Origin of the sequence: Serratia sp. JSRIV006, from assembly GCF_019968685.1 — a bacterium.
Classification (GTDB): domain Bacteria; phylum Pseudomonadota; class Gammaproteobacteria; order Enterobacterales; family Enterobacteriaceae; genus Chania; species Chania fonticola_B.
The window spans coordinates 3,536,356-3,562,316 of sequence record NZ_CP074137.1 but is presented as its reverse complement, the minus strand read 5'-3'; the positions used below and the strand labels follow the sequence as shown (position 1 = coordinate 3,562,316).

Genomic DNA, 25,961 nt, shown 5'->3' with positions numbered 1-25,961 from the left:
CATTAGATCCGGGAGTGTTAGATGAAAAAATTGAGTGTGAAAACGTTATTGGCGGCTAGCCTGTTCAGCATGCTGGTGGGCTCGGGCGGTGCATTGGCGCAAGAAGTGGAAGTCGTCAATATTTCGAAAATCGCGGGAATGCCCTGGTTCAACCGTATGGGTGAAGGTGTGGAACGTGCCGGTAAAGAACTGGGTATCAAAGCCTATCAAGTCGGCCCATCCAGTACCGATGCTCCACAACAGGTTAAAATTATTGAAGATTTAATCGCCAAGAAAGTCAGTGCCATCAGTATCGTGCCGAACGATGCCGATGTATTGGAGCCCGTCTTCAAGAAAGCGCGTGACGCCGGTATCGTGGTATTAACCAACGAATCACCAGGGCAGCCTAGCGCTAACTGGGATATTGAAATCATTGATAACGCCAAATTTGCCGCCGACAACGTGGAAGAAATGGCAAAAGCGATGGGCGGCAAGGGTGGGTATGTCATTTATGTCGGCAGCCTGACCGTGCCACAGCATAACCTGTGGGCAGATTTGTTTGTTAAGTACCAGAAAGCGCATTATCCGGAAATGTTTGAAGTGACTAGCCGTATGCCCGTCGCCGAGAGCATTGATGACTCACGCCGCACCACACTGGATCTGATGAAAGCGCATAGCGACCTGAAAGGGATTGTGGCCTTCGGTTCACAAGGCCCAATTGGTGCAGGCCGTGCAGTGAAAGAGAAGCGGGCGAAAAACAATGTCCACGTATTCGGCATGATGATCCCCTCTCAGGCAGCCTCGCTGATTAAAAGTGGTGATATCGCCATGGGTGTCACTTATGACCCAGGTTCTGCTGGATATGCATTGACCGCCGTTGCTGACAAAGTGCTTAAAGGTGAGAAGATCGAAACAGGCATGGAGATCCCTGGGGTGGGTAAAGCGGAAGTTGATCAGGATAAACACCTGATTCAGTTCCACAATGTACTGCGAGTTACCAAAGATAACGTGGATTCCCTGTATTAATTCCCCCGCATGACCGCAGAGCCGGATGCCTTGTCCGGCTCTGCAACCATTGCTCGCCTGGCGTAAGAGGATGTATGCAGCCATTTATTACCCTGGAAAATATCAGTAAAACCTTTTATGGCGTCAAGGCGCTGAATAAGGTGGCTATGACCCTGTTACCGGGTGAGGTACATTGCCTCGCTGGGCAGAACGGTTGTGGCAAATCAACACTGATCAAGATTATCTCCGGTGTTTACCAACCCGATAGAGATGCCGCCATTATTATTGATGGCAAAACCTATTCAACCCTGACACCTATTGAGTCTGTCCGCCTGGGGATCCAGGTCATTTATCAGGATTTATCCTTATTCCCGAATCTGACCGTGGCTGAGAATATCGCCATGAACCATTATCACCATCAGCTGTGGGTGAATAAACGTCAGATGCGTGAGACCGCCGAACGCGTCATTAACAGCATTGATGCCCACCTTAATCTGGACGAATTGGTTGAGAATTTATCCATCGCCCAGAAACAGTTAGTCGCTATCTGTCGTGCACTGGCACAAGATGCCCGCCTCATTGTGATGGATGAGCCAACCGCGTCGCTGACCCGGCAGGAAGTCAACGGCTTGCTACGGGTGGTGCATGAGCTGAAATCACGCAATATCTGTGTGGTATTTGTGAGTCACCGGTTGAGCGAAGTGCTGGAGATTTCAGACCGTATTACCGTGCTGAAAGATGGCCAGTGGGTTGGAACCTACCCTGCGGCTGAAGTGGACAACCAGCGGCTTGCCTGGCTGATGACGGATATGAAATTTGATTTTCAGGTGCTACCGCCTTACAGCGAAGCACGCCCTGTCGTGATGGCAGTGGAAGCGCTTTCCCGTGGCAATCAATATCAGGATATCTCACTGGCTTTGCATCCTGGCGAAATTGTCGCGCTGGTTGGTTTGCTCGGGTCTGGCCGCACAGAACTGTGCCTCAGTCTATTTGGTTTAACCAAACCCGAGTCGGGCAGCATTCGTATCAATGATAAGCCAATGCGGTTCGCCAGTAACCGCGATGCCATTGCCGCCGGTGTGGGCTATGTCTCGGAAGACCGGATGAGCACCGGGCTGATTATGGAGCAATCAATCCGCGACAATATCAGTGCCACGGTATTACACCGGCTTAAAAATGCCTTGCACCTGATGCGGGCCGAGCGAGTCGACACGCTGGTCGAAGACATGGTGAAACATCTGTCGATCAAAATCGGTAATAGCGACCTGCCGGTCAATACGTTATCCGGTGGAAATGCCCAGCGTATTGCCATCGCCAAATGGCTGGCAACCGACCCGCAAATACTGATCCTCGACTCGCCGACCGTTGGGGTCGACATCGCCAACAAAGCAGGCATTTATAATATTATCAATGCATTGGCGGCGCGGGGGATTGCGGTATTAATGGTTTGTGATGAGATTGATGAAGCTTACTTTAATAGCCACCGTATTCTGGTTATGCGGTCTGGGCGGCTTGTGAAGGAGTTCTTGCCGAGTAACTGCAGCGAAGCTGCCATTGCGGAGGTAGTCAATGGCTAATCCCCATGCACTCAATAAGCCTGATGTAGGCAAAACAGGATTATTTAATAAAGAGCATCTGAAACGCCATGAAGTTATGTTGGCTTTTACCCTATTGATTATTTCGACTTATCTTGCTTTCACCAGCCCAGAATTTTTGACGCTCGCCAATATTTATGACTTGATAAATAACTACGCCATGCTGACCATTTTGGCGTGCGGGTTTTTTATCGTCTTGATTTCTGGCGGTATTGACATTTCATTCCCGGCGATGACCATTATCTCGCAATATGTCATGGTGACATTCATTGCGAAGTTTGGCGGTAATTTCCCGGTGGCTTTCGCGTTGGCAGGAGGCATCGGATTGTTGCTGGGGTTGATCAATGCGCTCTTGGTTAATCGCCTGCGGGTACCGTCCATCATTATTACCATTTCCACGCTGAATATCTTCTACGGGTTGCTGCTGTATCTCAGCCGGGGTGTCTGGCTGTATACCTATCCGGAATGGTTCGAACATGGGCCAATGCTGTTCTCCTTCACCGCCGCTGACGGCTATGACTATGGCCTTTCGCTGCCCATTTTGACCTTGCTGGCGACGATTATTGTCACTGCTTTGGTGATGACACGCACCAGCATTGGCCGGCAAATTTATGCGTTGGGCGGTAATCAGGAAGCGGCATCCCGCATGGGGTTCAGCATTGTAAAGCTGCAACTGTTTGTTTATGGCTATATGGGGTTTTTATCCGGTATCGCCGGTGTGGTGCAGTCCTATACCGTCTTGACGGTGGCACCGGATTCGTTGCTCGGTTATGAACTCACCGTGCTGGCGGCGGTGGTGCTGGGCGGTACCAGTATTGTCGGTGGACGGGGGACCCTAACCGGCACTCTGCTCGGGGTGATCTTGCTGGCAATATTGCAAAATGGTCTGAATTTACTGGGTATTTCGTCGTACTGGCATAGCGTGGTGATCGGTCTGGTGATAGTCATCAGTATCAGTGTGACAGCCTGGGGCCAACGTCATAAGGTAGGGATATAACCATGTCGAAAACAACTCAACGTGATCATACCGAGCGCTGGTTGGTGGCACTGCTGGTGCTGGTGGCGGGCGTGTTCAGTGTGCTGATCCCACAGGTATTCTGGTCTGCGGCCAATTTCCAATCCATCGCCTCACAGATCCCCGTCGTGGGGATATTGACGCTGGCAATGGCGATCACCATGCTGACCGGTGGCATCAACTTATCCATTATTGCCACTGCGAACGCCAGTGCGCTGGTGATGGCCTGGGTGTGTACCCATCTTGAGCCAACGTTCAGTTCATTGATAGTGATGCTGTTGGCGGGGGGGGCGGTTGCCTTGGTGGTGGGGATCATCAATGGGGTGCTTATCTCGGTGGTTCGGGTATCCCCAATTTTGGCGACACTGGGCATCATGACCTTGCTCAAAGGGATCAATGTGCTGATCTCCAAAGGCTCGGCGATTTCTAACTTTCCGAGCTATGTACTGGCATTGGACCGCAGCTATTTTCTTGGGGTTCCAGTCCCGCTTTACCTGTTTGCCGTGGTGGCGTTGCTGCTTTGGCTTATGTTGGCCAAGACCCCGCTGGGCCGTCAGATATACCTGTCCGGCTCCAACGAGAAAGCCACCTTTTACTCTGGGATTAACACCCGCCGCACGCTGATTTGGGTTTATGTGATTTCCTCGTTACTGTGCGCCGTCGCGGCGTTGCTGATGATGTCGAAACTCAACTCGGCCAAAGCCTCCTACGGCGAGTCACTGTTGCTTATCACTATCCTGGCGACGGTATTGGGTGGGGTAAATCCTGACGGCGGATTTGGTAGGGTCTTCGGCATTGTGTTAGCGCTGTTCCTGCTGCAAATGCTGGAGAGCGGGCTAAATATCATGGGCGTCAGTAGCTATATCACCATGGCACTGTGGGGGTCGCTACTGCTGGCGTTTATCTTTGTCAAAGGTGCGAAGGTCCCGGCATTGCGTTTCTTAAGGCAGAACAAGCCGTTGTAGTGATAGTGCAAGTTCACCAAATAGGTTCGATAGCCTCAGAAGCAGCCCACTACATCACTGTATGTTGGGCGCTCCTGTTTAACCATGGCTTGCTGAACGATAGATCCGCTGGGGTCTGCCCACCTTGCCGTAAATAATCTCCGCCACTAATTGATCGTTGGCGCTAAAAAACTCCAGGTAGCGCCGAGCGGTGGTGCGGCTCAGCCCAATTTGTTGTGCCACGCTTTCTGCCGTATGACGCACCTGCGGATCTTCGAACAAATCGCGGATCTTTATCAGCGTCAGCTCATCAATGCCGGTGGGCAACGCGGCCTGATCGCCACCGCGGGCGTAGGTGTTGAACATTTCATCAATGCGGCGTTGGTTGACCCGCGCCTTGTCTTTCAGCGCTTCGCGCCGTTGGCTAAAGCGTTGCAGGGTTTGCGCCAGGCGGTCATAGGCCAGGGGTTTGATCAGGTAATCGAACACGCCATAGCGCAGCGCTTCGGCCACGGTGTCCATATCGCTGGCGGCGGTGATAAACACAATGCCACCGCCGTAGCCTTGTAGCGTCAGTTCGCGCAGTAGTTCTATGCCTTGGCCGTCTGGCAGGAAATTATCCAGCAGGATCAGATCGGGTTTGAAACGCTCGGTCATCGTGCGTGCCTGTGCCAGGGTACCCGCCAGCCAAATCTGCCGGCATCCGCCATTCTGCTTGATGAATTCCGCATGCATTTCTGCCAACGGCGTTTCATCCTCAACAATCAGAATATTTAGCCACTCCATGTTAATTCCCCGTTGCTTAATTACGTTGCTAATTAAATCTCAGCGAGATGGTTATTTAATTAAACACTATGTCGCTAATAAAAACTATAAAAATAATTAAGTAAATAAAAACCATTAAACAACTTATTTACTGCGGGTAGATTGTGAAATAGGTCAATAATCAGGGCGTTATTTGTGTTTAACATGGCGCCATTAAATACCCCGTTCGTGTTATGGACCATTTCAACTCGATGGTTTTTAAGGTTTTTATTACACCTTAATGTTAACTGTAATGGGATTTTGTATTTCAAATGTTATTGATAAGTTATTTTAGAGAGACTGACATGCTGGGCGATACCGTATTTACTCGGGTGAAAAGATCGGATCACAAAAATATAGCCTCAATTAATGCTTTTTTGCGTAGTAACGATCTGAATATTGATACCACGGTCGAGGTTTTTATCACCGTGACCCAGGGCGAGCAATTGGTTGCCTGCGGAGGTATCGCCGAAAATATTATCAAATGCGTGGCCATCAGCCCGCAAATGCGCGGTGAAGGCCTGGCGTTATCATTGGCGACCGAACTGGTGAATCTGGCCTATGAGCGCCATCACACCCAGCTGTTTATCTACACCAAAGTGCAGAATGAGACGCTGTTTCGCCAGTGTGGTTTTTATCCGATTGCCAGCGTGCCGGGCATCGTGGTGCTGATGGAAAACAGCCCGTGCCGCCTGAAGCGTTACGCCGCGCAACTGGCCAGCGAGCGCCAGCCGGGCGACACCATTGGCAGCATCGTGATGAATGCCAACCCCTTTACCCGTGGCCATCAATATCTGGTGCGGGAAGCCGCCGCCCAATGTGACTGGCTGCATCTGTTCCTGGTGAAGGAAAACACCTCACGCTTCCCGTATGAAGATCGCCGCGATCTGGTACTGAAGGGCACCGAGGGGATCACCAATTTGACGGTGCATGAGGGGTCTCAATACGTGATCTCCCGTGCCACTTTCCCTTGCTACTTCATTAAAGAGCAGGGGGTTGCCGACGACTGTTACACCGAAATCGATCTGAAAATCTTCCGCCAGTATCTGGCCCCCGCGTTGGGCATCACGCATCGATTTGTCGGCAACGAACCGTTCTGCGCCGTAACGGCGAAATACAACCGCGACATGCGTTATTGGCTGGAAACTCCGGCGCTGCCTAGCCCACCGATCGATCTGGTGGAAATTGAGCGCTTGCAGTACCAGGGCACGGCGATCTCTGCCTCCTGGGTGCGCAAGCTGCTGGCCGCGGGAGACTTCCACGCCGCAGCGCCTTTGGTGCCGAAAGACACGCTGTACTACCTGCAGGATCTGCAGGCACAGCGCCGGGCCAAGCCAGTACCGCAAGAATTTGAGTCCGCACAATCAGGTGAACAATGAAAATAATCCGAGAAGCAATGGCCGGCACGCTGGAATCCAGCGATGTCATGGTCCGTATCGCGCCAGCAGAAGGCCCGGAACACGATCTGCTGATTGCCAGCAGCGTGGAAAAACAGTTCGGCGATGCCATCCGCCACACCCTGTTGCAGGTTTTGCAGCAGTATGACGTGCCGCCGGTGCAGGTGATTGTCGACGATAAAGGCGCACTGGACTGTGTGCTGCGTGCACGGCTGGAAACCGCGCTGATGCGTGCCAGCGAAACCGCCGCACTGCCTTGGGAGGAACGCCGTGAAAACGCTGAATAAACACCGTATGCGCCGCAGCATGCTTTTCGTACCGGGGGCAAATGCCGCCATGGTCAGCAACGCTTTTATCTATCAGGCCGATGCGTTGATGTTCGATCTCGAAGACTCGGTGATCCTGCGTGAGAAAGACGCGGCCCGTCGCCTGGTGTATCACGCGCTGCAACACCCGCTGTATCAGGAAGTTGAAACCATTGTGCGCGTTAACGCCTTGGATTCGGCCTATGGCCTGGCGGATCTGCAAGCGGTGGTGCGCGGCGGGGCGGATATCGTCCGTCTGCCAAAAACCGACACCGCGCAGGACGTGGTGGATATGGAGCGTGAAATCGCCGCCATTGAACGTGCCTGTGGTCGCCCGGTCGGCAGCACTGGCCTGCTGGCGGCGATCGAGTCCGCACAGGGCATCACCAACGCGGTGGCGATTGCGCAGGGTTCCCCAAGGTTGATCGGGATTGCGCTGGGTGCCGAAGACTATGTGCGCAATCTGCGTACCGAGCGCTCCCCTGAAGGCATTGAACTGCTGTTTGCCCGTTGTTCACTGTTGCAGGCCGCCCGCTCAGCCGGGATCCAGGCGTTCGATACCGTCTATTCCGATGCCAACAACGAAGCGGGTTTCTTACAGGAAGCGGCGCTGATCAAACAGCTGGGCTTTGACGGTAAATCCCTGATTAACCCACGCCAGATCGAACTGCTGCACAACCTGTATGCACCAACCGCCAAAGAAGTGGCCCATGCCCAGCGAGTGGTCGATGCGGCAGAAGCGGCAGAAAAAGAGGGGCGCGGCGTGGTTTCGCTGAACGGCAAGATGGTCGATAGCCCGGTGATTGAACGGGCCCGTCTGGTACTGCAACGCGCAGCGCTTTCCGGCGTGCGTGAAGAACCGAACCACAGCGAGGAAGCATGATGAAACGCCAACAACGCCTGATGACCTTGAACAATCACGCCGAGATGCGGCTTTATCAGGAAGCCTCCAAGGCCAACCTGCAGGCGCGTAAACCGCGCGATATCAAACGTTGTGAGTCGCTGGAAGTGGCGATCCGCCGCAGCGGCCTGCAGGACGGCATGACCATCTCTTTCCACCACGCATTCCGTGGCGGCGATCTGGCCCTCAACCAGGTGATGGATGTGCTGGCGAAGATGGGCTTCCGCAACCTGACGCTGGCCTCCAGTTCACTGACCGATTGCCATGCGCCGCTGGTCGGCCATATCCGCAACGGGGTGGTGAGCCGTATTTATACCTCTGGCCTGCGTGGGCCGTTGGCAGATGCCATTTCGCGCGGCTTGCTGAAAGAGCCGGTGCAGGTTCACTCGCACGGTGGCCGGGTCAACCTGGTCGAGTCGGGTGAATTGCAGATCGACGTTGCCTTCCTCGGGGTGCCTACCTGCGATGAGTTCGGCAATGCCAACGGTTATACCGGCGATGCCTGCTGCGGTTCGCTCGGCTATGCCAAGGTGGATGCCGCAGCGGCCCGTAGCGTGGTGCTGCTGACCGAAGCGATCGTGCCATATCCGCATCATCCCGCCAGCCTGGCACAGGATCAGGTCGATCTGATCGTACAGTTGGAGCGAGTAGGGGATGCGGACAAAATCGGGGCCGATGCCACGCGTATGACCTCCAACCCGCGTGAGCTGCTGATTGCCCGTCGTGCTGCCGAAGTGATCGTCGATTCCGGCTACTTTACCGAAGGCTTTTCCCTCCAGACCGGCACCGGTGGCGCTTCGTTGGCCGTAACCCGCTTCTTGGAAGACAAGATGCGTGCCCGTGGCGTCCGCGCCGGTTTTGCACTGGGCGGCATCACCTCCACCATGGTGGATCTGCATGAGAAAGGCCTGATCGGCAAACTGCTGGACGTGCAGAGCTTTGACCGTGCGGCGGCCATGTCATTGGCTCGCAACCCAAACCATATTGAGATCAGCGCCAATCAGTACGCCAACTTCAGCTCCAAGGGTGCGTCGGTTGATCGCCTGGACGTGGTGGTGCTGAGCGCGCTGGAAATTGACACCGGCTTTAACGTTAACGTGCTGACCGGCTCCGACGGGGTGATCCGTGGCGCTTCCGGTGGCCACTGTGATACCGCAGCGGCGGCGCGGTTGGCGATTATTGTCGCACCGTTGGTGCGTGGCCGCATTCCTACGCTGGTTGAGCAGGTGACCACCTGCGTTACACCGGGCTCCAGCATCGACATTCTGGTGACCGACCACGGTATTGCCGTAAACCCGGCTCGCCCAGAACTGGCGCAGAGATTACGTGATGCTGGCCTGCAGGTGGTCACCATCGAATGGCTGCGTGAGCGTGCGCTGGTACTGACCGGCGAACCGAAACCGATCGCCTTTACCGACAACGTGGTGGCCGTGGTGCGCTATCGCGACGGTTCGGTGATTGACGTCGTACATCAGGTCGCGGAGTAACGCCATGGCTTACATCTCCCCCGAATTGGCCGCCAGCCGCGCCGTAAGTTTGCCCGAACTGCTTTCCAGCCGTGAATGCCGGCAGGCACGGCAACAGGCGTGGCTGGCGCGCCATCCTACCGCCACGCTGGTGGTGCTCACACTCGTGGTGCCGGGGGCGGTGAAAGACAGCCCCATGACGCGGCGCGTGTTCAATCTGGGCAGGCAGGCCTTGCAGCAGATGTATCGCCAGCAAGGCTGGCTTTGTTTGCAGCAGAAGACCCTGGCACTGCCCACTGGCTGCGAGGGCTATCTGGCGCTGCAAGCCGATGCCCGCGCGGTGAAAGAGGCCACCATCCAACTGGAAATCCAGCAGCCGATTGGCCGCCTGTGGGATATCGATGTACTGACCCCGCAAGGGAAGATCCTGTCGCGGCGTGAACTTGGTCTGCCTGAACGCAGCTGTCTGCTGTGCAATCAGCCAGCCAAGATTTGCGCCCGCCAGCAGAGCCACAGCACCGAACAACTGCTCACTGCAATGGAAAGGATGCTCAATGATGCACTCCCAGCCTGACTGGCAGCCGACGGTTACAGATCTTTCGCACAGCCAGCGCTTTGCTCGCGACGCCTATCGGGCGCTGTTGGTGGAGGTCAACCTGACGCCGAAACCGGGGTTGGTCGATCGCCACAACAACGGCGCGCATCGCGACATGGATATTGGCCATTTCTACCGTAGCTCAAGGGCGATTGGCCGGTGGCTGCCCTATTTTATCCGCCAGGGTATGGCCGACGCCGCTTTGCCCGCCGAGCAGCAGCTTGCACGCCTGCGCCCATTGGGCATGGCCTGTGAAGAACAGATGTTCCACGCCACCGGCGGCATCAACACCCATAAAGGCAGCGTGTTCTCGCTGGGGCTGTTGTGCTGCGCCTTTGGCCGCTTACAGCAACAACAACGGCAAATTGACGCCCAAAGCCTGTGTGGCGAAGTGGCCGAGATGTGCCGTGGGTTGGTTAGCCGGGAGCTGCAACGTAACAACGCGGGCCAGACGGCAGGGCAACGGTTATTTGCCGAGTTTGGCCTGAGCGGTGCCCGTGGTGAGGCTGAATCCGGCTTTCAGCGGGTGAGCGGCGGTGCGTTACCGCTGTATCACCAGAGGATCGCCAGTGGTTGTGGAGAACAGGTCGCGCTGCTGGACAGCCTGCTGTGGCTGATGGCGCATAACGATGATACCAACGTCGCCTCGCGGGGCGGCATTAAAGGGCTGCGCTGGTTACAACACTACGCCAGCCAGTTATTGGCACAGGGAGGGGCAGGTACGGCGCAAGGAATTGCCCGTTTGCGGCAGTTCGACGTTGCGTGCATCGCCCGCAATCTTAGCCCCGGCGGTAGTGCCGATTTATTGATAGTCACCTGGCTGTTGGCGCAGTTGCCGCAGGCGGGGGCTTAAAAAAATAACGAAGCCTTCAGGAGAAGTGTCCATGTCCGAAACCAAAGAGAAAATCTGGAAAGCGATCGCCCCGTTGGTGGTGCTTGCCGTCCTGTTAATGATACCCACGCCGGAGGGGATGCCACCGCAAGCCTGGCGTTACTTTGCCATCTTTGTGGCGATGATTGTCGGTATGATCCTGGAGCCGATCCCGGCCACGGCGATCAGCTTTATTGCCGTGACCGTCAGCGTGCTCAGTTCCAACTGGGTGCTGTTTGGTGCCGAAGAGCTGGCCAATCCCAGCTTTAAAGCCGGTAAAGAGGCGCTCAAATGGGGGCTGGCCGGATTCTCCAGTACCACCGTCTGGCTGGTGTTTGGGGCCTTTATCTTCGCGCTGGGCTACGAGGCCACCGGGTTAGGGCGCCGCATCGCGCTGTTCCTGGTGAAGTTCATGGGCAAACGCACCCTGACGCTAGGCTACGCGGTGGTGATCATCGATATCATGTTGGCGCCGTTTACCCCGTCCAATACCGCGCGTACCGGCGGCACCGTATTCCCGGTGGTGAAGAACCTGCCGCCGCTGTTTGATTCCTTCCCTAACGATCCTTCCTCACGCCGCATTGGTGGTTACCTGATGTGGATGATGGTGGTGGGGACCAGCATCAGTTCCTCCATGTTTGTGACCGGCGCGGCACCTAACGTGTTGGGCATCGAGTTCGTCAACAAGATTGCCGGGATCAATATCACCTGGATGCAATGGTTCCTGGCCTTCCTGCCGGTTGGGCTGTTGCTGCTGATCGTTGCTCCGTTGATTTCCTACTACCTGTATAAGCCAGGTGTAACCCACAGCAACGAAGTGGCTGGCTGGGCCAGTACGGCACTGGGGGAAATGGGTAAACTGACCCGCAAAGAATATACCTTGATCGGTCTGGTGTTACTCAGCCTGTGTCTGTGGGTGTTCGGCGGTAAAATTTTGGATGCGACCACGGTGTGCTTGCTGGCGGTATCGCTGATGCTTGCCCTGCACGTGGTCAGTTGGAAAGACATCACCAAATACTCCAGCGCCTGGAATACCCTGGTTAACCTGGCAACCTTGGTGGTGATGGCCAGCGGCCTGAGCCGTTCCGGCTTTATTGACTGGTTTGCCACCACCATGAGCACCCATCTGGACGGTTTCTCACCGAAAATGACGGTGATTCTGCTGGTGCTGGTGTTCTACTACGCGCACTACCTGTTTGCCAGCCTGTCGGCCCACACCGCGACCATGTTGCCGATGATCCTGGCGGTAGGTAAAGGCTTGCCGGGCGTGCCGATGGAACACCTTTCCATCCTGCTGGTGCTGTCTATCGGTATCATGGGGGTATTGACCCCGTATGCCACTGGCCCAGGGGTAATCATCTACGGCTGTGGCTATGTGAAGTCGAAAGACTACTGGCGTCTTGGCGGTATCCTCGGCGTGGTGTATATCGCGGCGCTGCTGTTGATCGGCTGGCCAATTCTTAGCCTGTGGTATTAAGTTAATCGGCGGCCATCCACGGATGGCCGCTGTTGCAATCCCTTCCCCCGTGACGCCCGTCACACACTTTCATGTCGAACGCCGTCATTATACAAATCCAACGTTAACTTATTCAAAATAATCATATTTAGGGAGCCTCTGCGGATGAGAAAAAAAACGTTATTACTTTGCCTGCCTTTGCTGTTCAGCGGCACCGCCTTTGCCGAGAACGACGGTTATCAACTGGAGCAGGTGCTGGTGATGAGCCGCCATAACCTGCGCGCTCCGCTGGCGAACAACGGTAGCGTGCTGGCCCAGTCCACGCCGAAAGCCTGGCCACAGTGGGATACGCCAGGTGGCTTGCTGACCACCAAGGGCGGCGTGCTGGAAGTGTATATGGGCCACTATTTCAACGCGTGGCTCAAGCAGGCGGGCATTTTGCCGCAGGAAGGTTGCCCAGCCGCTGACAGCGTTTACGTGTATGCCAACAGCCTGCAACGCACGGTAGCCACCGCGCAGTTCTTTACCAACGGCGCATTCCCAGGCTGCGACATCAGCGTGCATCATCAGGAGAAAATGGGGGAGATGGATCCAACCTTCAACCCGATTATCACCAACAGCAGCGAAACCTTTAACCAGCAGGCGTTGAGCGCCATGAATGCCGAGCTGGCATCGCTGAAGCTGGACGCCTCCTACAAACAGCTCGAGCAGATCATCGACTACAAAGATTCTCCCGCCTGCAAGATCGACAAGCAGTGCAACCTGGCCACTGAACCGAATAAAATGAGTGCGGTACCGGGGAAAGAGCCAGGCGTTTCTGGCCCGCTGAAAGTGGGTAACTCGCTGGTGGATGCCTTTATGCTGCAGTATTACGAAGGCTTCCCGATGAAAGAGGTGGCCTGGGGCAAGATTGTGACACCGCACCAGTGGCAGCAGTTGGCCAAGCTGAAAGATGGCTATCAGGATTCGCTGTTCACCTCGTCGGTCGTCGCCCAGAACGTTGCCAAACCGCTGCTGACCTACATCAACTCGGCGCTGATTAGCGAGCGCAAGGCGGATTCACCGAAGCTGACCGTGCTGGTGGGGCATGATTCCAACATCGCTTCCTTGCTGTCAGCGATGAAGTTCAAGCCGTATGCGTTGCCGAAGCAGTATGAGAAAACCCCGATTGGCGGCAAGCTGGTGTTTCAACGCTGGCATGATGGCAAGGGCGATCGCGATCTGTTGAAGATTGAGTATGTCTACCAATCCACCGAACAGTTGCGTAATGCCGAACCGCTGACGCTGAGCACCCCGCCGCAGCGCGTCACCCTGGCGCTGGAAGGCTGTCCGGTAGATAAAGACGGCTTCTGCGCCTGGAGCGACTTTGAAAAAACCATGAAGGACGTCTTGCAATAACCGTGCTGCCGGGGCGAACCGTTTCGCCCCGGCCTGCCGCGCGGTATATACTGTCTCAACGGACCCCTTGTCACGGATGAAACGTGCTCTCTTCTTTTATTCTCAATGCTGAATTATTACCGGTTGACGGTTTTGCTGGCCTGATCGCGCAGTGTCACTTCTCTGTCGCGGATTATCACGACGATCTGTTTGCTGCCGCCGGTATCGATTTCCCTGAACATGTCGCACCCGCAGTCGCCAAGCGTAAGGCGGAATATCTTGCCGGGCGCTATCTGGCGCGCTGGGTGCTGGCAGAGTTGGGCCATCAGGATTTCACTTTATTGCGCGGGGAGAAACGTGAACCGCTCTGGCCCGCCGGAATTGCCGGGGCGATCAGCCACAATAATGATACGGCGCTGTGTGCCGCTCAGCATGAGGATGGGGCAGGTGGCGTGGGCATTGATGTGGAAACGCAGATGCCATCTGTACGAGCAGAAGAGTTGTGGAGCGGCATCGTCAATGAGAACGAATGCCAGTGGTTACGCCAACGGCCACAGCCCTTTAATCTGCTGTTGACGCTGGTATTTTCCGCCAAGGAAAGCCTGTTCAAGGCGCTTTACCCGCAGGTACGCTGCTACTTTGATTTTATGGATGCGCGGATCGTCGGGTTGGATATGCAGGCGCAGACCTTTGAGCTGGAGTTGCTAACAACGTTGACGCCACGATGCCAAGCAGGCCGCCGGTTTAAAGGACGTTTCTGGCCGCGAGGTGACGCCGTAACAACGTTTATTTGTTTTTAAAATCAGCGTTTTAATACCTACGGCGTCGTAGCAGATGGCGCGCACCTTCCAGCACCAGCAACATGACCGCCAGCCAGATCGGGATATAGGTCAGCCATTGGTTGGCGTTAATGGTTTCCCCCAATAGCAGCGCGACGATCACCAGCAACACCGGTTCTACATAGCTCAGCAGGCCAAACAGGCTGAAGGGGAGCAGGCGGCTGGCAAGGATATAGCACACCAGCGCCAGAGCGCTGATAATGCCCAACAGCGGGATCTGCAAATACAGCAGCGGTTTGGCCGTCAGTGCCGCCAGCGGTTCTGAGCCACCAAGGGCAAACAGCGCGGCAACTGGCAGCATCAGCGTCAGTTCACACCACAACCCGCCTAGATGATCGGTGCCCAAGCGGCGACGCAGAATAAAGTAAACCGGATAACCTAGCGCGACGACCAGCGTTGACCAGGAAACCCCGCCCACCAGGATCAGCTCATTACCCACGCCGACCAATGCGCATAGGGCCGCCATTTTTTGCAGCACAGACAGGCGATCGCGGAAAAACACTCGCCCTGCCAACACCATGGTCAGCGGCAGCAGGAAATAGCCGAGTGAGACATCCAGCGCCATCCCGTGCAGCGGTGCCCACAGGAATAGCCACAGTTGCACGCCCAGCAGGGAAGTGGTGAGCAGCAACAACAGCACGCGTTGCGGACGCTGCCGTAGCCAGTGCAGCATCTCTTTCACCCGCGCCCAGTCGCCGGAAAACAGCATAAACAGCGTCAGAAACGGCAGCGTCAGCAGGGTGCGCCAGCCATAGATTTCCTCGCCGTCGAGTGGGGTTAGCATTGAGGTGTAGTAATACATCACGCCGAACAGCAGGGAAGCGACGACGGAAAGTATGATGCCTTTGATCACCAGCGTTCCTGATTATTAATGGAATTTCCTGCGGCTACTCTAAGGCAATTTAGCTCTAACAACAATGGATTACGCCGGACTGGACAACAACGGCCAAGCGGTTAGAATTACACCTGTGTATTTATCCAGGTAATGACGATGACAATCGATCTGTTTGAAGATGCGCTGCCGCCGCCCTGGCGTGAGGAAATCGCGCCGGGGGCGGTGGTATTGCACGGCTTTGTTCGCGATCACGGGCCGGAACTGCTAGCGGCGGTCAACGGCGTGGTGGCACAGGTGCCTTGGCGGCATATGACCACGCCGGGCGGCTTCACCATGTCGGTGGCCATGAGCTGGTGCGGCAACGGCTGGAACAGCGATAGCAATGGCTACCGCTATTCGCAACGCGATCCCGGTACTGGCAAAAGTTGGCCAGAAATCCCGGCAATTTTGCTGGCTTTGGCCGATGAAGCGGCCTTGCAGGCCGGGTTCGGTCATTACGTCCCGGACTCCTGCCTGATGAACCGCTACGATCCGGGCAGTAAGCTTTCACTGCATCAAGATAAAGACGAGCATGATTTTACGGCACCGATTGTTTCGGTATCGCTGGGGTTACCGGCCGTTTTTCAGTTTGGCGGCCTGCAACGCAGCGACAGAACGCGGCGCATCCCGCTGGCCCACGGTGATGTGGTAGTCTGGGGTGGCCCGTCGCGATTATGTTTCCACGGCATCATGCCGGTGAAAGAGGGCTATCATTCACTGGTGGGGTCACACCGCATCAATATCACCCTGCGCAAAGCGCTTTAACGCGGGTTCCTGGCCTAAACTGGCCACCAGATAATCGATAAACACTCGCAGCTTGGGGGGCAGATGCTGAGTTGGCGCATACAGCAGCCACAGATCGCCATGATAGCTGCTGAGGAAATCCCACTCTGGCAACACCTGCACAATCTCACCGCTGGCTAGCGCCTGGTGGGCGGTAAAGTAAGGCAGGCTGCCGATACCGATATGCTGTTTCACCGCATCCAACCGAACCCCGGTGTGGTTGGCGGCATAGCGACCCCGCACATTGACCGAAACCGTCTTGCCATTGCGGCGAAAACGCCAACGTGCGTCGCTGGGCGTCTCCCCCAGATAAATACAGCTATGCTCCGTCAGGTCTCGTGGGTGACGCGGCGTGCCCTGTTGGGCCAGGTAATGCGGAGTGGCGCATAGCAAATGTTCGATGGTCATCAACGGGCGGCCGATCAGGCCCGGTGACGGTCGGTCGGTGATGCGCAGCGCCAGATCGACCCGATCGTCGATCAAATCCATATAACGGTCCTCCAGCCGCAGATGGACATCCACCTGCGGATAGCGCCGTAAGAACTCTGGCATGTGAGGGTGCAGGACAAAGTGCCCGACGGCTTTCGGTACGCTGATGCTGATTGTGCCTTCCGGCTCCGAGCTGTTCTGGTCGCTGATGGTCAACACTGAGTTGGCGGCATCCAGCATGCTGCGGCAGCGCTGAAACACGGCCTCGCCTTGCTCACTCAGGCGCAGTTTGCGGGTGGTGCGGTGCAACAGCCGTACGTTCAGCGCTTGTTCCAACCTGGCAACGCTGCGGCTGGTGGCAGAAGGCGAGCTGCCTAACTGGCGGGCGGCGGCGGAGAAGCTGCCGCTTTCCACCACCTGAACAAAAACGGCCATTTCAACCAGCAGTGTGGTGGAAAGATTTGTGCTCACGGCGCAAAGGTCCATTGTAAAGAAGACGGATTATCAGCCGATTATGGCACGAATATAATAACGGCGTTAACCAGGAGAGAGCCCATGACCGAACGACTTTATTATTATCACGATGATTTGCAGCTCCAGGCTCAGGTATTGTCCTGCACGGCGCAAGAGGATGGCAGCTATGCGGTGCAGTTGGATGCCACGCTGTTTCACCCACAGGGCGGCGGGCAGCCGAGCGATAGCGGCACGATCGGCGGTGTAGCGGTATTACGTGTTGCTGCGCAGGGCGATCAACTGCTCCATTATCTGGCCGCCCCCCTGCCTTGTGGTCCGGTGACGCTGGAAATCGACGGGGAGCAACGCCACTTACATACCCGCTGGCATTCTGCCGGGCATCTGATTGGCTGGCTCGGGGAAAACCGGGGCTGGCAGCCGGTGAAAGCGCACCACTGGCCGGGGGAAGGGCGTATTACCTTTGCACCGGGTGCACAGGCAACGGAACTGCAACCAGAATATTTGCAACAACGGCTGACGGACTTGATCGCCGCCGACTTGCCACGCAGGCAGCAGGAACAGCAAGGCGTCCGTCAGGTTGGGTTTGGCGATCTGCCTGCTTATGGCTGCGGTGGCACCCATGTGCGTTCGCTGGCGGAGTTGGGCAAGGTGCAAATTACCGCCGTCAAGATCAAGAAAGGGCAGTTGATTGTGCAGTATCAGGTGGATTGATGGGGCGTACAGGCGTGCCCAGCCACGGCTTGGCGCGTTACTGCTTTTTTCATCATTAGTTAGCTAAATTAGTTCGTTCAACTCCGTGCCGTTTTGGTTTGTTATCTAACCCATAACAAACCGACATAAAGAAGGCACGGCACCCATGTTTAATTTTCCTTTCAAGACGTTAACCAGCGGACTGGCAGTGGTATTAGGCGCTGCGGCTGCGGCGAGCCCGGCCATCGCGGCGGTGCAGGGCGGCACGCTGATCTATCTGGAGCAGCAGGCCCATACCAATCTGTATCCCCCTTCAGGTGGGTTTTACCCCAACGGCGGTATCCTTAACCAGATCACCGACAAGCTGACCTACCAGAACCCAAAGACACTGGAGATCGAACCCTGGATCGCCGAGTCCTGGTCCAGCAACCCCGATAAAACGGAATATACCTTCAAACTGCGCCCCGGAGTGACCTTCTCCGACGGGACACCGCTGGATGCCAACGCGGTAGCCAAGAACTTTGATACCTACGGCTTGGGCAATAAAGCGCTGCGCTTGCCGGTTTCCGAGGTGATCAATAACTATGACCACAGTGAGGTCATCGATCCGCTGACGGTCAAATTCTATTTCAAGCGCTCGTCCCCAGGATTCCTGCAAGGTACGGCGACCATCGGTTCCGGGCTGGTGTCGCTCAGCACGCTGAACCGCCAATACGATGAACTGGGTGATGCGCGCCATATTATCGGCTCTGGCCCGTTTGTGGTGAGCGGTGAAACCTTAGGGCGGGAGGTCGATCTCAGCGTACGTCAAGACTATAGTTGGGGGCCCGCCAAGCTGCCTCAGCAAGGGCGGGCCAATCTGGATGCCATCAAGGTGATCGTCACCCCGGAAGACAGCGTGCGAATTGGCGCGTTGCAGGCCGGGCAGGCGGACTTTATTCGCCAGATCCAGGCTTACGATGAGAAGCAAACCCAAGACCAGGGTTTTACGATCTATGCCGCGCCAACCCGTGGCGTAAACGACAGCATTGCCTTCAGGCCAGACAATCCGCTGGTGGCCGATATCCGCGTGCGGCAAGCGCTGCTGCATGCCACCGACAGCAAACAGATCGTCGATACGCTGTTCTCCGCCAACTATCCACAAGCCAAATCGGTGATCGCCTCCTCGGCAGCCGGTTTTGTCGATCTCTCCGATAAATTGACCTTCGATTTGGCGAAGGCCAACCGCCTGCTAGATGACGCCGGTTGGCAAAAGGGCAGCGATGGTCTGCGCCAGAAAGACGGTAAAAAGCTGTTGTTAACGGTGTACGAGTCGCTTCCGCAGCCGCAAAACAAGGCGGTACTGCAACTGGTTTCGCAGCAATGGGGCAAGGTAGGGGCACGACTGAATATCTTGGCAGGCGATGCTGGCAGCCGGGTGGCAGATAACCTCGATCCGCAAAAGACCCCGGCTTCGGTGGTCGAAGTGGGCCGTGCCGATCCCGATGTGATTAAAAGCCAGTTTTATCCCACCAATCGTGATGGCCTGTTGCAGCAGGGGGGCACCAGCCAGAACAGTCAATTTATCGACAATTCGCTGAACCAACTGCTGCTGGGGATCGCCTCTGAGGTGGATCCGGCCAAGCGCTTGCAGATCGCCGGTGAGGCTCAAAAGTATCTGCTGGATCAGGCCTATGTGATCCCGTTCTTTGAAGAGCCGCAGGTCTTTGCCGGTGCTCCCTATCTGAAAGGCGTCAACTTTGAAGCCGTGGGTCGGCCAAGCTTCTATGGCGCGTGGTTAGAGAAACGCTAAGCCCGAGCTGCCTGCACCCCTCACCCCAACCCTCTCCCCAAAAAGGAGAGGGAGCCAGTTCAGCGTGGTGGTCAGGTGCGGAGTAAATCGAGGTACGGACAGTTCTGCCAATATGAGCACCAGTATAAAACGTGGCACGGATTGTCCCCTCTCCCTGTGGGAGAGCCGTGGGTCGGCCAAGCTTCTATGGCGCGTGGTTAGAGAAACGCTAAGCCCGAACTGCCTGCCCCCCTCACCCCAACCCTCTCCCCAAAAAGGAGAGGGAGCCAGTTCAGCGTGGTGGTCAGGTGCGGAGTAAATCGAGGTACGAACAGTTCTGCCAATATGAGCACCAGTATAAAACGTGGCACGGATTGTCCCCTCTCCCTGTGGGAGAGGGTTGGGGTGAGGGGGCCCAACGCCATATTCGAGGAGATAAAGATGCTGAAATACCTGAGTGGCCGAACCGGGCAGGCGTTGCTGGTGCTGTGGGCGGCATTTACCCTGTCGTTTATCTTGCTACAGGTACTGCCCGGTGACGCGATCCTGATTAAATTCCAGAACCCGGATATGGGGCTTAGCCCGGATCAGATCGCCGACATGCGCGCCGCCTACGGTGCCGATGTGCCCCTGTGGCAGCAATATCTGCATACGTTGGGGAATTTCCTGCGCGGTGATTTGGGCTATTCGATCCAGAACGGCGTGCCGGTCAGTGCTTTGCTGGCTGCCAATCTGCCCGCCACCCTGCAATTAGCGGTGCTGGGTTTCACGCTGGCCTTGCTGTTGGCGCTGGTCATTGCCTTTGTCTCCAATCTGATCGGTTTTGGCTGGCTGAAATCGGCGCTGCAATCGCTGCCTGCGCTGTTTGTATCGGTTCCCACCTTCTGGCTTGGCATCGTGTTGATCCAGATCTTTTCATTCCGGCTGAAACTGGTGCCGATCATCAATCCAGGGGAGTGGATTGGGCTGCTGTTGCCGATCGCCACCCTGGCAATCCCAATCTCTGCTCCGTTGGCGCAGATCCTGATCCGCAGCATCGATAGCGTGCAAACCCAGCCGTTTGTGGCGGTGGCGCGAGCCAAAGGGGCTAGTCGTAGCGGAGTGCTGTGGCGGCATGTGGCGCGTAACGCGATGCTGCCAGTGCTGACCATTGCGGGCATTCTGTTTGGCGAACTGATCGCCGGGGCGTTGATCACAGAAACCGTATTTGGCCGCAGTGGCCTGGGGCAACTGACGCAGCAGGCGGTCGTGAATCAGGACGTGGCGGTGTTACAGGCGGTAGTGATGATCTCTGCCGCCGCCTTTGTCTTCCTCAATCTGCTGGTCGATCTGCTGTTCCCGCTGCTCGATCCCAGATTGAAATCCTATGCAGGAGCGACCCGATGAGCAGTATTCCGTTGGAAAAATCCGTGATGCCGGAACGCGATCTGTCCGGCGGGGAAACCGAAGGTAGTTTACCCACCGCCAGGCGCGCTCAGCGGCGTTATCCGCTCAGCCTGGGGCTGGCCTGGGCCGTGCTGGCGATCGCTGTGCTTTGGGCGATCGCCCCTGAGATCTTTACTGCGTACAGCGGCACGGAAGGAATTGCCGGAGCACAGCGTCTGGCACCGGGTGGTGAACATTGGCTGGGCACAGACCCACTGGGCCGCGATCTCTACGCCCGGATCGTGTATGGCGCATCGCACACTTTATCCGCAGCGTTGGTTGCCGTGGCGTTGGGGCTGGTTGTGGGAACGTTGCTGGGCGTAGTCGCCGGGGCTTTGGGCGGCATCGCCGATGATGTTGTGATGCGCTTGGTTGATGTTTTGCTGTCGATCCCTGGGCTGCTGCTTTCTTTGAGCGTAATTATCCTGCTGGGTTTTGGCACGGTGAATGCGGCGCTGGCGGTGGGGATCTCGTCGGTGGCCAACTTTGCGCGTCTGGCTCGTGCGGAGGTGCTGCGGGTGCGGCACAGTGACTACGTTGAGGCGGCTTACGGTAGCGGCGGACACTTTTGGGCGGTGCTATGGCGCCATATTCTGCCTAATTCACTGACCTCGGTGATTGCATTCTCTGCCCTACAGTTTGGCAATGCCATTCTGGCGATCGCCACCCTGAGCTTCCTGGGGTACGGCACGCCACCGCCCACGCCGGAGTGGGGCTTGCTGATCGCCGAAGGGCGTAACTACATCTCAACGGCCTGGTGGCTGACGACCTTCCCCGGCCTGATGGTGGTTGCCGTGGTGCTGGCGGCCAACCGAATCAGCCATGCATTAGGGAGCGCGCGCCGATGACCCCACAGACAACCGTTTCACCCGCGCCACTGCTGGAACTGGATAACGTTTCTATCGCCTATAGTAACCAGCGGGTGGTGCACAACGTTTCTTTTACCATTCAGCCGGGGGAGGTCGTTGCCCTGGTGGGGGAATCGGGATCGGGTAAAACCACCACGGCCCAGTCGATAATCGGCCTGCTGGCGGAAAATGGCCGCCTGGAGCAGGGGGCCATTCGGCTTAATGGCACCGATATTACGCACTGGACACCGCGCCAGTTGGATGCGGTGCGTGGCGCGCAGATAAGTCTGATCCCGCAAGATCCCGCCAGTTCGCTGAACCCGGTTAAAACCATCGGTGAGCAGGTTGCCGAGATCATCAATATTCACCAGCGTCTGCCACGCAAGCTGGTACAGCTTCGGGTAGTGGAGTTACTCACCCGTGTGGGGCTGACTCATCCTGAATTGCGCGCGCGCCAATATCCGCATGAGCTTTCCGGCGGCATGAAACAGCGGGTGCTGATTGCCATCGCCATTGCGTTACGGCCCGCGTTGATTATTGCCGATGAACCGACCAGCGCGCTGGACGTCACGGTGCAAAAACGCATCCTCGATCTGATCGACGAACTGCGTCAGGAGTTTGGCACGGCGGTGCTGTTTGTCACCCATGATTTGGGCGTGGCGGCGGAACGGGCCGATAGGCTACTGGTGTTTCGTCAGGGCAGAGTGCAAGAGCAGGGGCAAACGGCGGCGGTGTTGCAGGCACCGACGCATGAGTATACCCGCCGCTTGTTTGCCGATGTGCCTTCGCTGGCTTCCGTTGCTCCGCCAATTATCGTCCGTAAGGCGGAACCGGCGATCGTCGTCAACGAGCTGGTGAAGGATTTCCGTTTTGCTGGCAGAGGCGGGCAGGCGTTCCGGGCGTTGGATCGGGTGTCGTTCAGCGTGCAGCGCGGCACTACTCATGCGTTGGTCGGCGAGTCTGGCTCCGGTAAAACCACTTTGGCCCGCTGCCTGCTGGGTTTTCAGCGGCCGGATGCGGGGCAAATCATCATCGACGGCGTCGATTTTACCCGGCTGAAGGGCGAGGCGCTGCGCCAGTTTCGGCGACGTATTCAACTGGTCTATCAAAACCCCTTTGCTTCGCTCGATCCGGCGCAAACCCTGTATCAGGCGATTGAAGAGCCGTTGCTCAACTTTGAGCCTGTCGCCAAAGCAGAGCGTTACCGGCGGGTGCGGGAATTGTTCGAACGAGTCGCTCTGCCTGCTGAACTTCTGACGCGCAAACCGCGTGAGCTTTCAGGGGGCCAACGCCAACGGGTTGCCATCGCTCGTGCTCTGATATTGCAACCTCGGGTGCTGGTATTGGATGAAGCTACCTCGGCGTTGGACGTCACCGTGCAGGCGCAAATCCTGCGCTTATTAGAGCAGCTACAGCAAGAGTTGGGGCTGACCTACCTGTTTATCTCGCACGATCTGGCTACGGTGCGGCAAATCTCGCACAGCGTCTCGGTGCTGTGCCGTGGGCAACAGGTAGATGCAGGCACTACCGCCGAGGTATTTGCCCGGCCCGGCAGTGACTATACCCGCCAATTGATTGCGGCCATTCCTGGCCGTGCGATGTACCAAACTTTGAAGGATGCCTCATGAGCGCTAAACGTCTCGGCTTTTTTACCCGCCTGCTGGATAACGGCAGTGCTCAGGAACGTTACCGGCTGGCCACCGAGCAGATTGTCCATGCCGAACGCGCCGGGTTCGATACCGCCTGGGTAGCGCAGCACCATTTTCATCAGGATGAGGGCGGCTTGCCTTCACCCCTGGTTTTTTTGGCTCAGGCTGCGGCGCATACCCGGCATATTCGTTTGGGGACTGGAGTGATCACCTTGCCGATGGAGTCTGCCGTTCGCGTGGCGGAAGATACGGCGGTGTTGGATCTGCTCTCTGGTGGCCGGCTGGAAGTGGGGCTGGCGGCAGGGGGAACCCCGTCTTCGTTTAGCGCTTTTGGTATTGATGCCGAGCGGCGTAATGCGGCGTTTAACGATAATTTACGCATTCTGCTGGACGCCTGGAGTGGTGAGGCGCTCGGCAACTCCGCCAACCGTCTTTATCCGGCTGCTCCCCAACTGAAAAAACGCGTCTGGCAAGCCACCTTCTCGGTTGACGGTGGGATCCGGGCTGGTAAGGCTGGAGATGGGCTGATGTTGTCACGCACTCAACCCAGGCCGTCAGATGCACCGGATACGCCACTCGATGAGCTGCAAAATCCGATTATTGATGCCTATCTCGCCGCGCTGCCGCCTGGTGTAGAGCCCCGCATCATGGGATCGCGCACCGCTTTTGTGACTGAAGATCAGAACCGTGCGCGGGATTTTGCTGCACAGGGGCTTAGCCGTGGATTGGAGCGCTTACGCGCCAGTGGGCATCAGGTACAGGATGAGTCGCTCGACGGTCTGATCCGCGCTTTTGACGTGCATCTCGGTACGCCAGAGCAGGTGATCGCCTCGTTGCAACGCGATAGCGCGCTGGCCCGTGTCACCGATCTGGCGTTTCAGGTGCACTCTATCGATCCGCCACACGCCTATATTTTGCGCTCCATTGAGCTGATAGCTCGCGACGTTGCACCGGCATTAGGCTGGCAGCGGCGCAATCCTGCCACGTTGGCTTATTCACATCACGCAGAGGAAAACGTATGACCGATACCCAGGATCATCTGACCAGACTGGCTGAAATCGTCCCAGACTCTCCTTTGGCACAGGCCAGAGCAACACGCCAGGCGGCAACCGACGGGATTGAGGCCAGCTATCAGAGGCTGTTCGCGCCACAGGATATGGGCGGTTTTGGGATTGCGGAACGCCTGCTGTTGGCTCAACGTATCAGTGAATGGCACGGCGATCGGCAATTGGCGGGGCATTATGCTCAACTGCAGCAGACTCCGCCCGCAGACGGCCCACGTTTGCAGGCCGCATTGGATCACGCAGAACGCCTGGCCTTCAAACCTGCCGGGGCAGAAGCCAAACACTTACAGGCTCTGCAACAGGCGGGGTGGTCATTGGATGACATCGTCACGCTTTCACAGCTGATCGCCTTTGTCAGCTTCCAGAGCCGTCTGCTGTACGGCTACCGCTTGCTGGCAGGATTGCCGATAGCGACCAGTGGCCGTGCTCCCGTTCGAGCTTCCGCCTGGCGCACCGCGAGTCATACAGCCAGTGGCCGCCATGCACCGCCTGCGTTCACCAGCCAGGAGTTGGGATGGGAGCCCTGGATTGCGGCTAAACCCTTGGAGGCGTTTGACGAACCGGGAAAAGCCTTGTTGACCAAGTTCGGTCACGCGGATTCTGACTATTTCCGTTTGTTGGCGCGCGATCATGCGGTGCTGGAACAGCGAACCATCACCGATAGGGCCATTTTCTACACCGTGGGTGGCCTGGCCCGCCAGGATAGGGAGTTGGCTGCGGCGGTGGCCAGCAAGGTGAATGGCTGTATTTACTGTGCCTCGGTGCATGCGCGTAAAGCGGTGCAGTTATCCAAAAGGGCTGAAGAGGTGCAGCGCCTGCTGGATGTCGCGCCGGGAGGGATCTTGAGCGAGGGGCAGGGTGAGGATTGGCGTACGCAAATAGACTTTGCCGCAGCGCTTTCGGCCACGCCACCGCAGGCCAATGCGGCTCAGCTGGTTGCGTTACGCGAACAAGGGCTAGGCGAACTGGAGTTGTTGGACCTGGTGCAGGCGACGGCCTTCTTTGCTTGGGCCAACCGGTTGATGCTGACACTCGGCGAACCTTATGACGATTGAGTCACCCAGTGGTTAAACAGCAAAAAGCCCGCTTAGTTGCCTAAGCGGGCTTTTCTAAATATGGCTCCTCTGACTGGACTCGAACCAGTGACATACGGATTAACAGTCCGCCGTTCTACCGACTGAACTACAGAGGAATCGTGTGAACGGGGCGAATAATAGCGGTGCCGATGGGGCTTGTAAAGCATGAAAATGCACAAATGTTCCGTTTGTCGAGGTTATGAGCAAATTGGCTTGTTTTCCAGCAGGTTAAACTTTATCACTGACAGACAGGCCGCTATCATTGCAGGGCGGGCACACTTTGTAAGTTAATCCCGAGTTTTTCGGGGTGCTGATATTTTAAAGGCTAA

At 56.6% G+C, this 25,961-nt stretch carries 24 protein-coding genes and 1 tRNA gene; 21 read left to right on the top strand and 4 right to left on the bottom strand.

The window, feature by feature from the left end; translation table 11 throughout:
- Positions 1 to 69 precede the first annotated feature (69 nt).
- The 4 genes from KGP16_RS16540 (at position 70) to KGP16_RS16525 (ending at position 4,559) form a co-directional block, all read left to right on the top strand.
- Complete coding sequence (locus KGP16_RS16540; protein ID WP_223501541.1) at positions 70 to 1,005, top strand: autoinducer 2 ABC transporter substrate-binding protein; 936 nt, start codon at positions 70 to 72, stop codon at positions 1,003 to 1,005.
- Positions 1,006 to 1,079: 74 nt separating this feature from the next.
- Positions 1,080 to 2,561 carry a sugar ABC transporter ATP-binding protein gene (locus tag KGP16_RS16535; protein ID WP_223500001.1) on the top strand — a complete coding sequence of 494 codons (1,482 nt, stop codon included), beginning with the start codon at positions 1,080 to 1,082 and terminating at the stop codon, positions 2,559 to 2,561.
- Between the two features lie 76 nt (positions 2,562 to 2,637).
- Positions 2,638 to 3,576: an ABC transporter permease gene (locus tag KGP16_RS16530; protein ID WP_037375581.1), complete on the top strand. Its 939-nt coding sequence runs from the start codon at positions 2,638 to 2,640 to the stop codon at positions 3,574 to 3,576.
- A gap of 2 nt (positions 3,577 to 3,578) precedes the next feature.
- Complete coding sequence (locus tag KGP16_RS16525) at positions 3,579 to 4,559, top strand: ABC transporter permease (RefSeq protein ID WP_223499999.1); 981 nt, start codon at positions 3,579 to 3,581, stop codon at positions 4,557 to 4,559.
- Between the two features lie 78 nt (positions 4,560 to 4,637).
- Here the strand turns inward: KGP16_RS16525 and dpiA are convergent, their stop codons facing one another.
- Positions 4,638 to 5,324, bottom strand: coding sequence for a two-component response regulator DpiA (gene dpiA / locus KGP16_RS16520; RefSeq protein WP_059201159.1), 687 nt, complete (start codon positions 5,322 to 5,324; stop codon positions 4,638 to 4,640).
- A gap of 323 nt (positions 5,325 to 5,647) precedes the next feature.
- On the opposite strand from dpiA, the gene citC reads away from it, so the two are divergent.
- From citC to KGP16_RS16475, 9 genes are all read left to right on the top strand, one after another.
- Positions 5,648 to 6,721 (top strand): [citrate (pro-3S)-lyase] ligase, encoded by a 1,074-nt coding sequence (gene citC / locus KGP16_RS16515; protein WP_218519168.1) that lies wholly within the window; start codon positions 5,648 to 5,650, stop codon positions 6,719 to 6,721.
- Positions 6,718 to 7,026, top strand: coding sequence for a citrate lyase acyl carrier protein (citD, locus tag KGP16_RS16510; RefSeq protein WP_021180301.1), 309 nt, complete (start codon positions 6,718 to 6,720; stop codon positions 7,024 to 7,026). The genes citC and citD overlap by 4 nt, the downstream gene beginning before the upstream one ends.
- A gap of 7 nt (positions 7,027 to 7,033) precedes the next feature.
- Positions 7,034 to 7,927: a citrate (pro-3S)-lyase subunit beta gene (gene citE, locus KGP16_RS16505; RefSeq protein ID WP_371822713.1), complete on the top strand. Its 894-nt coding sequence runs from the start codon at positions 7,034 to 7,036 to the stop codon at positions 7,925 to 7,927.
- A complete protein-coding gene (gene citF / locus KGP16_RS16500; protein WP_021180303.1) occupies positions 7,927 to 9,432 on the top strand; it encodes a citrate lyase subunit alpha in 1,506 nt (501 codons plus the stop codon). The genes citE and citF overlap by 1 nt, the downstream gene beginning before the upstream one ends.
- Before the next feature lie 4 nt (positions 9,433 to 9,436).
- Positions 9,437 to 9,985 carry a citrate lyase holo-[acyl-carrier protein] synthase gene (citX, locus tag KGP16_RS16495; RefSeq protein WP_094982591.1) on the top strand — a complete coding sequence of 183 codons (549 nt, stop codon included), beginning with the start codon at positions 9,437 to 9,439 and terminating at the stop codon, positions 9,983 to 9,985.
- The gene (gene citG / locus KGP16_RS16490) at positions 9,966 to 10,859 is read left to right on the top strand and encodes a triphosphoribosyl-dephospho-CoA synthase CitG (RefSeq protein ID WP_059201157.1); all 894 of its coding nucleotides are present in this window, start codon (positions 9,966 to 9,968) and stop codon (positions 10,857 to 10,859) included. Before citX ends, citG begins: the two co-directional genes overlap by 20 nt.
- A gap of 31 nt (positions 10,860 to 10,890) precedes the next feature.
- Positions 10,891 to 12,354, top strand: coding sequence for an anion permease (locus tag KGP16_RS16485; protein ID WP_021180306.1), 1,464 nt, complete (start codon positions 10,891 to 10,893; stop codon positions 12,352 to 12,354).
- Positions 12,355 to 12,498: 144 nt separating this feature from the next.
- Positions 12,499 to 13,731 carry a bifunctional glucose-1-phosphatase/inositol phosphatase gene (gene agp, locus KGP16_RS16480; RefSeq protein ID WP_115158120.1) on the top strand — a complete coding sequence of 411 codons (1,233 nt, stop codon included), beginning with the start codon at positions 12,499 to 12,501 and terminating at the stop codon, positions 13,729 to 13,731.
- An 83-nt stretch (positions 13,732 to 13,814) separates the two neighbouring features.
- The gene (locus KGP16_RS16475; RefSeq protein ID WP_223499995.1) at positions 13,815 to 14,510 is read left to right on the top strand and encodes a 4'-phosphopantetheinyl transferase; all 696 of its coding nucleotides are present in this window, start codon (positions 13,815 to 13,817) and stop codon (positions 14,508 to 14,510) included.
- A 10-nt stretch (positions 14,511 to 14,520) separates the two neighbouring features.
- Here the strand turns inward: KGP16_RS16475 and rarD are convergent, their stop codons facing one another.
- A complete protein-coding gene (rarD, locus tag KGP16_RS16470) occupies positions 14,521 to 15,402 on the bottom strand; it encodes an EamA family transporter RarD (RefSeq protein WP_223499994.1) in 882 nt (293 codons plus the stop codon).
- A 138-nt stretch (positions 15,403 to 15,540) separates the two neighbouring features.
- Here rarD and alkB point away from each other — a divergent pair, with 138 nt between their 5' ends.
- The gene (gene alkB, locus KGP16_RS16465) at positions 15,541 to 16,188 is read left to right on the top strand and encodes a DNA oxidative demethylase AlkB (protein ID WP_021180310.1); all 648 of its coding nucleotides are present in this window, start codon (positions 15,541 to 15,543) and stop codon (positions 16,186 to 16,188) included.
- On the opposite strand, the gene KGP16_RS16460 is transcribed toward alkB, so the two are convergent.
- Positions 16,150 to 17,106 carry a LysR family transcriptional regulator gene (locus KGP16_RS16460; protein ID WP_223499993.1) on the bottom strand — a complete coding sequence of 319 codons (957 nt, stop codon included), beginning with the start codon at positions 17,104 to 17,106 and terminating at the stop codon, positions 16,150 to 16,152. The two genes, alkB and KGP16_RS16460, sit on opposite strands and share 39 nt — an antisense overlap.
- Positions 17,107 to 17,190: 84 nt before the next feature.
- On the opposite strand from KGP16_RS16460, the gene KGP16_RS16455 reads away from it, so the two are divergent.
- The 7 genes from KGP16_RS16455 (at position 17,191) to KGP16_RS16425 (ending at position 25,611) form a co-directional block, all read left to right on the top strand.
- The gene (locus tag KGP16_RS16455; protein WP_223499992.1) at positions 17,191 to 17,820 is read left to right on the top strand and encodes an alanyl-tRNA editing protein; all 630 of its coding nucleotides are present in this window, start codon (positions 17,191 to 17,193) and stop codon (positions 17,818 to 17,820) included.
- Between the two features lie 145 nt (positions 17,821 to 17,965).
- Positions 17,966 to 19,591 (top strand): TIGR04028 family ABC transporter substrate-binding protein, encoded by a 1,626-nt coding sequence (locus KGP16_RS16450; protein WP_059201151.1) that lies wholly within the window; start codon positions 17,966 to 17,968, stop codon positions 19,589 to 19,591.
- Positions 19,592 to 20,011: 420 nt separating this feature from the next.
- The gene (locus tag KGP16_RS16445) at positions 20,012 to 20,956 is read left to right on the top strand and encodes an ABC transporter permease (RefSeq protein ID WP_071680954.1); all 945 of its coding nucleotides are present in this window, start codon (positions 20,012 to 20,014) and stop codon (positions 20,954 to 20,956) included.
- Positions 20,953 to 21,843, top strand: coding sequence for an ABC transporter permease (locus KGP16_RS16440; protein WP_021805774.1), 891 nt, complete (start codon positions 20,953 to 20,955; stop codon positions 21,841 to 21,843). The genes KGP16_RS16445 and KGP16_RS16440 overlap by 4 nt, the downstream gene beginning before the upstream one ends.
- On the top strand, positions 21,840 to 23,471 hold the full coding sequence (locus KGP16_RS16435; RefSeq protein WP_223499991.1) for an ABC transporter ATP-binding protein: 1,632 nt from the start codon (positions 21,840 to 21,842) through the stop codon (positions 23,469 to 23,471). The genes KGP16_RS16440 and KGP16_RS16435 overlap by 4 nt, the downstream gene beginning before the upstream one ends.
- The gene (locus KGP16_RS16430; protein ID WP_059201148.1) at positions 23,468 to 24,514 is read left to right on the top strand and encodes a putative FMN-dependent luciferase-like monooxygenase; all 1,047 of its coding nucleotides are present in this window, start codon (positions 23,468 to 23,470) and stop codon (positions 24,512 to 24,514) included. The genes KGP16_RS16435 and KGP16_RS16430 overlap by 4 nt, the downstream gene beginning before the upstream one ends.
- The gene (locus KGP16_RS16425; protein ID WP_223498009.1) at positions 24,511 to 25,611 is read left to right on the top strand and encodes an alkylhydroperoxidase domain protein; all 1,101 of its coding nucleotides are present in this window, start codon (positions 24,511 to 24,513) and stop codon (positions 25,609 to 25,611) included. Before KGP16_RS16430 ends, KGP16_RS16425 begins: the two co-directional genes overlap by 4 nt.
- Before the next feature lie 61 nt (positions 25,612 to 25,672).
- Here the strand turns inward: KGP16_RS16425 and KGP16_RS16420 are convergent.
- Positions 25,673 to 25,748, bottom strand: a tRNA-Asn gene (locus KGP16_RS16420).
- Positions 25,749 to 25,961 lie beyond the last annotated feature (213 nt).

Bases quoted from the DNA above. Each gene is read 5' to 3' on its own strand.
- KGP16_RS16485 (WP_021180306.1), top strand. From the start codon at position 10,891: ATGTCCGAAACCAAAGAGAAAATCTGGAAAGCGATCGCCCCGTTGGTG.
- KGP16_RS16430 (WP_059201148.1), top strand. From the start codon at position 23,468: ATGAGCGCTAAACGTCTCGGCTTTTTTACCCGCCTGCTGGATAACGGC.
- KGP16_RS16455 (WP_223499992.1), top strand. From the start codon at position 17,191: ATGACCGAACGACTTTATTATTATCACGATGATTTGCAGCTCCAGGCT.
- KGP16_RS16450 (WP_059201151.1), top strand. From the start codon at position 17,966: ATGTTTAATTTTCCTTTCAAGACGTTAACCAGCGGACTGGCAGTGGTA.
- dpiA (WP_059201159.1), bottom strand. From the start codon at position 5,324: ATGGAGTGGCTAAATATTCTGATTGTTGAGGATGAAACGCCGTTGGCA.
- KGP16_RS16525 (WP_223499999.1), top strand. From the start codon at position 3,579: ATGTCGAAAACAACTCAACGTGATCATACCGAGCGCTGGTTGGTGGCA.
- KGP16_RS16530 (WP_037375581.1), top strand. From the start codon at position 2,638: ATGTTGGCTTTTACCCTATTGATTATTTCGACTTATCTTGCTTTCACC.
- citC (WP_218519168.1), top strand. From the start codon at position 5,648: ATGCTGGGCGATACCGTATTTACTCGGGTGAAAAGATCGGATCACAAA.
- citF (WP_021180303.1), top strand. From the start codon at position 7,927: ATGAAACGCCAACAACGCCTGATGACCTTGAACAATCACGCCGAGATG.
- citD (WP_021180301.1), top strand. From the start codon at position 6,718: ATGAAAATAATCCGAGAAGCAATGGCCGGCACGCTGGAATCCAGCGAT.
- citE (WP_371822713.1), top strand. From the start codon at position 7,034: ATGCGCCGCAGCATGCTTTTCGTACCGGGGGCAAATGCCGCCATGGTC.
- agp (WP_115158120.1), top strand. From the start codon at position 12,499: ATGAGAAAAAAAACGTTATTACTTTGCCTGCCTTTGCTGTTCAGCGGC.
- citX (WP_094982591.1), top strand. From the start codon at position 9,437: ATGGCTTACATCTCCCCCGAATTGGCCGCCAGCCGCGCCGTAAGTTTG.
- KGP16_RS16535 (WP_223500001.1), top strand. From the start codon at position 1,080: ATGCAGCCATTTATTACCCTGGAAAATATCAGTAAAACCTTTTATGGC.
- KGP16_RS16425 (WP_223498009.1), top strand. From the start codon at position 24,511: ATGACCGATACCCAGGATCATCTGACCAGACTGGCTGAAATCGTCCCA.
- KGP16_RS16440 (WP_021805774.1), top strand. From the start codon at position 20,953: ATGAGCAGTATTCCGTTGGAAAAATCCGTGATGCCGGAACGCGATCTG.
- KGP16_RS16540 (WP_223501541.1), top strand. From the start codon at position 70: ATGCTGGTGGGCTCGGGCGGTGCATTGGCGCAAGAAGTGGAAGTCGTC.
- KGP16_RS16435 (WP_223499991.1), top strand. From the start codon at position 21,840: ATGACCCCACAGACAACCGTTTCACCCGCGCCACTGCTGGAACTGGAT.
- alkB (WP_021180310.1), top strand. From the start codon at position 15,541: ATGACAATCGATCTGTTTGAAGATGCGCTGCCGCCGCCCTGGCGTGAG.
- citG (WP_059201157.1), top strand. From the start codon at position 9,966: ATGATGCACTCCCAGCCTGACTGGCAGCCGACGGTTACAGATCTTTCG.
- KGP16_RS16445 (WP_071680954.1), top strand. From the start codon at position 20,012: ATGCTGAAATACCTGAGTGGCCGAACCGGGCAGGCGTTGCTGGTGCTG.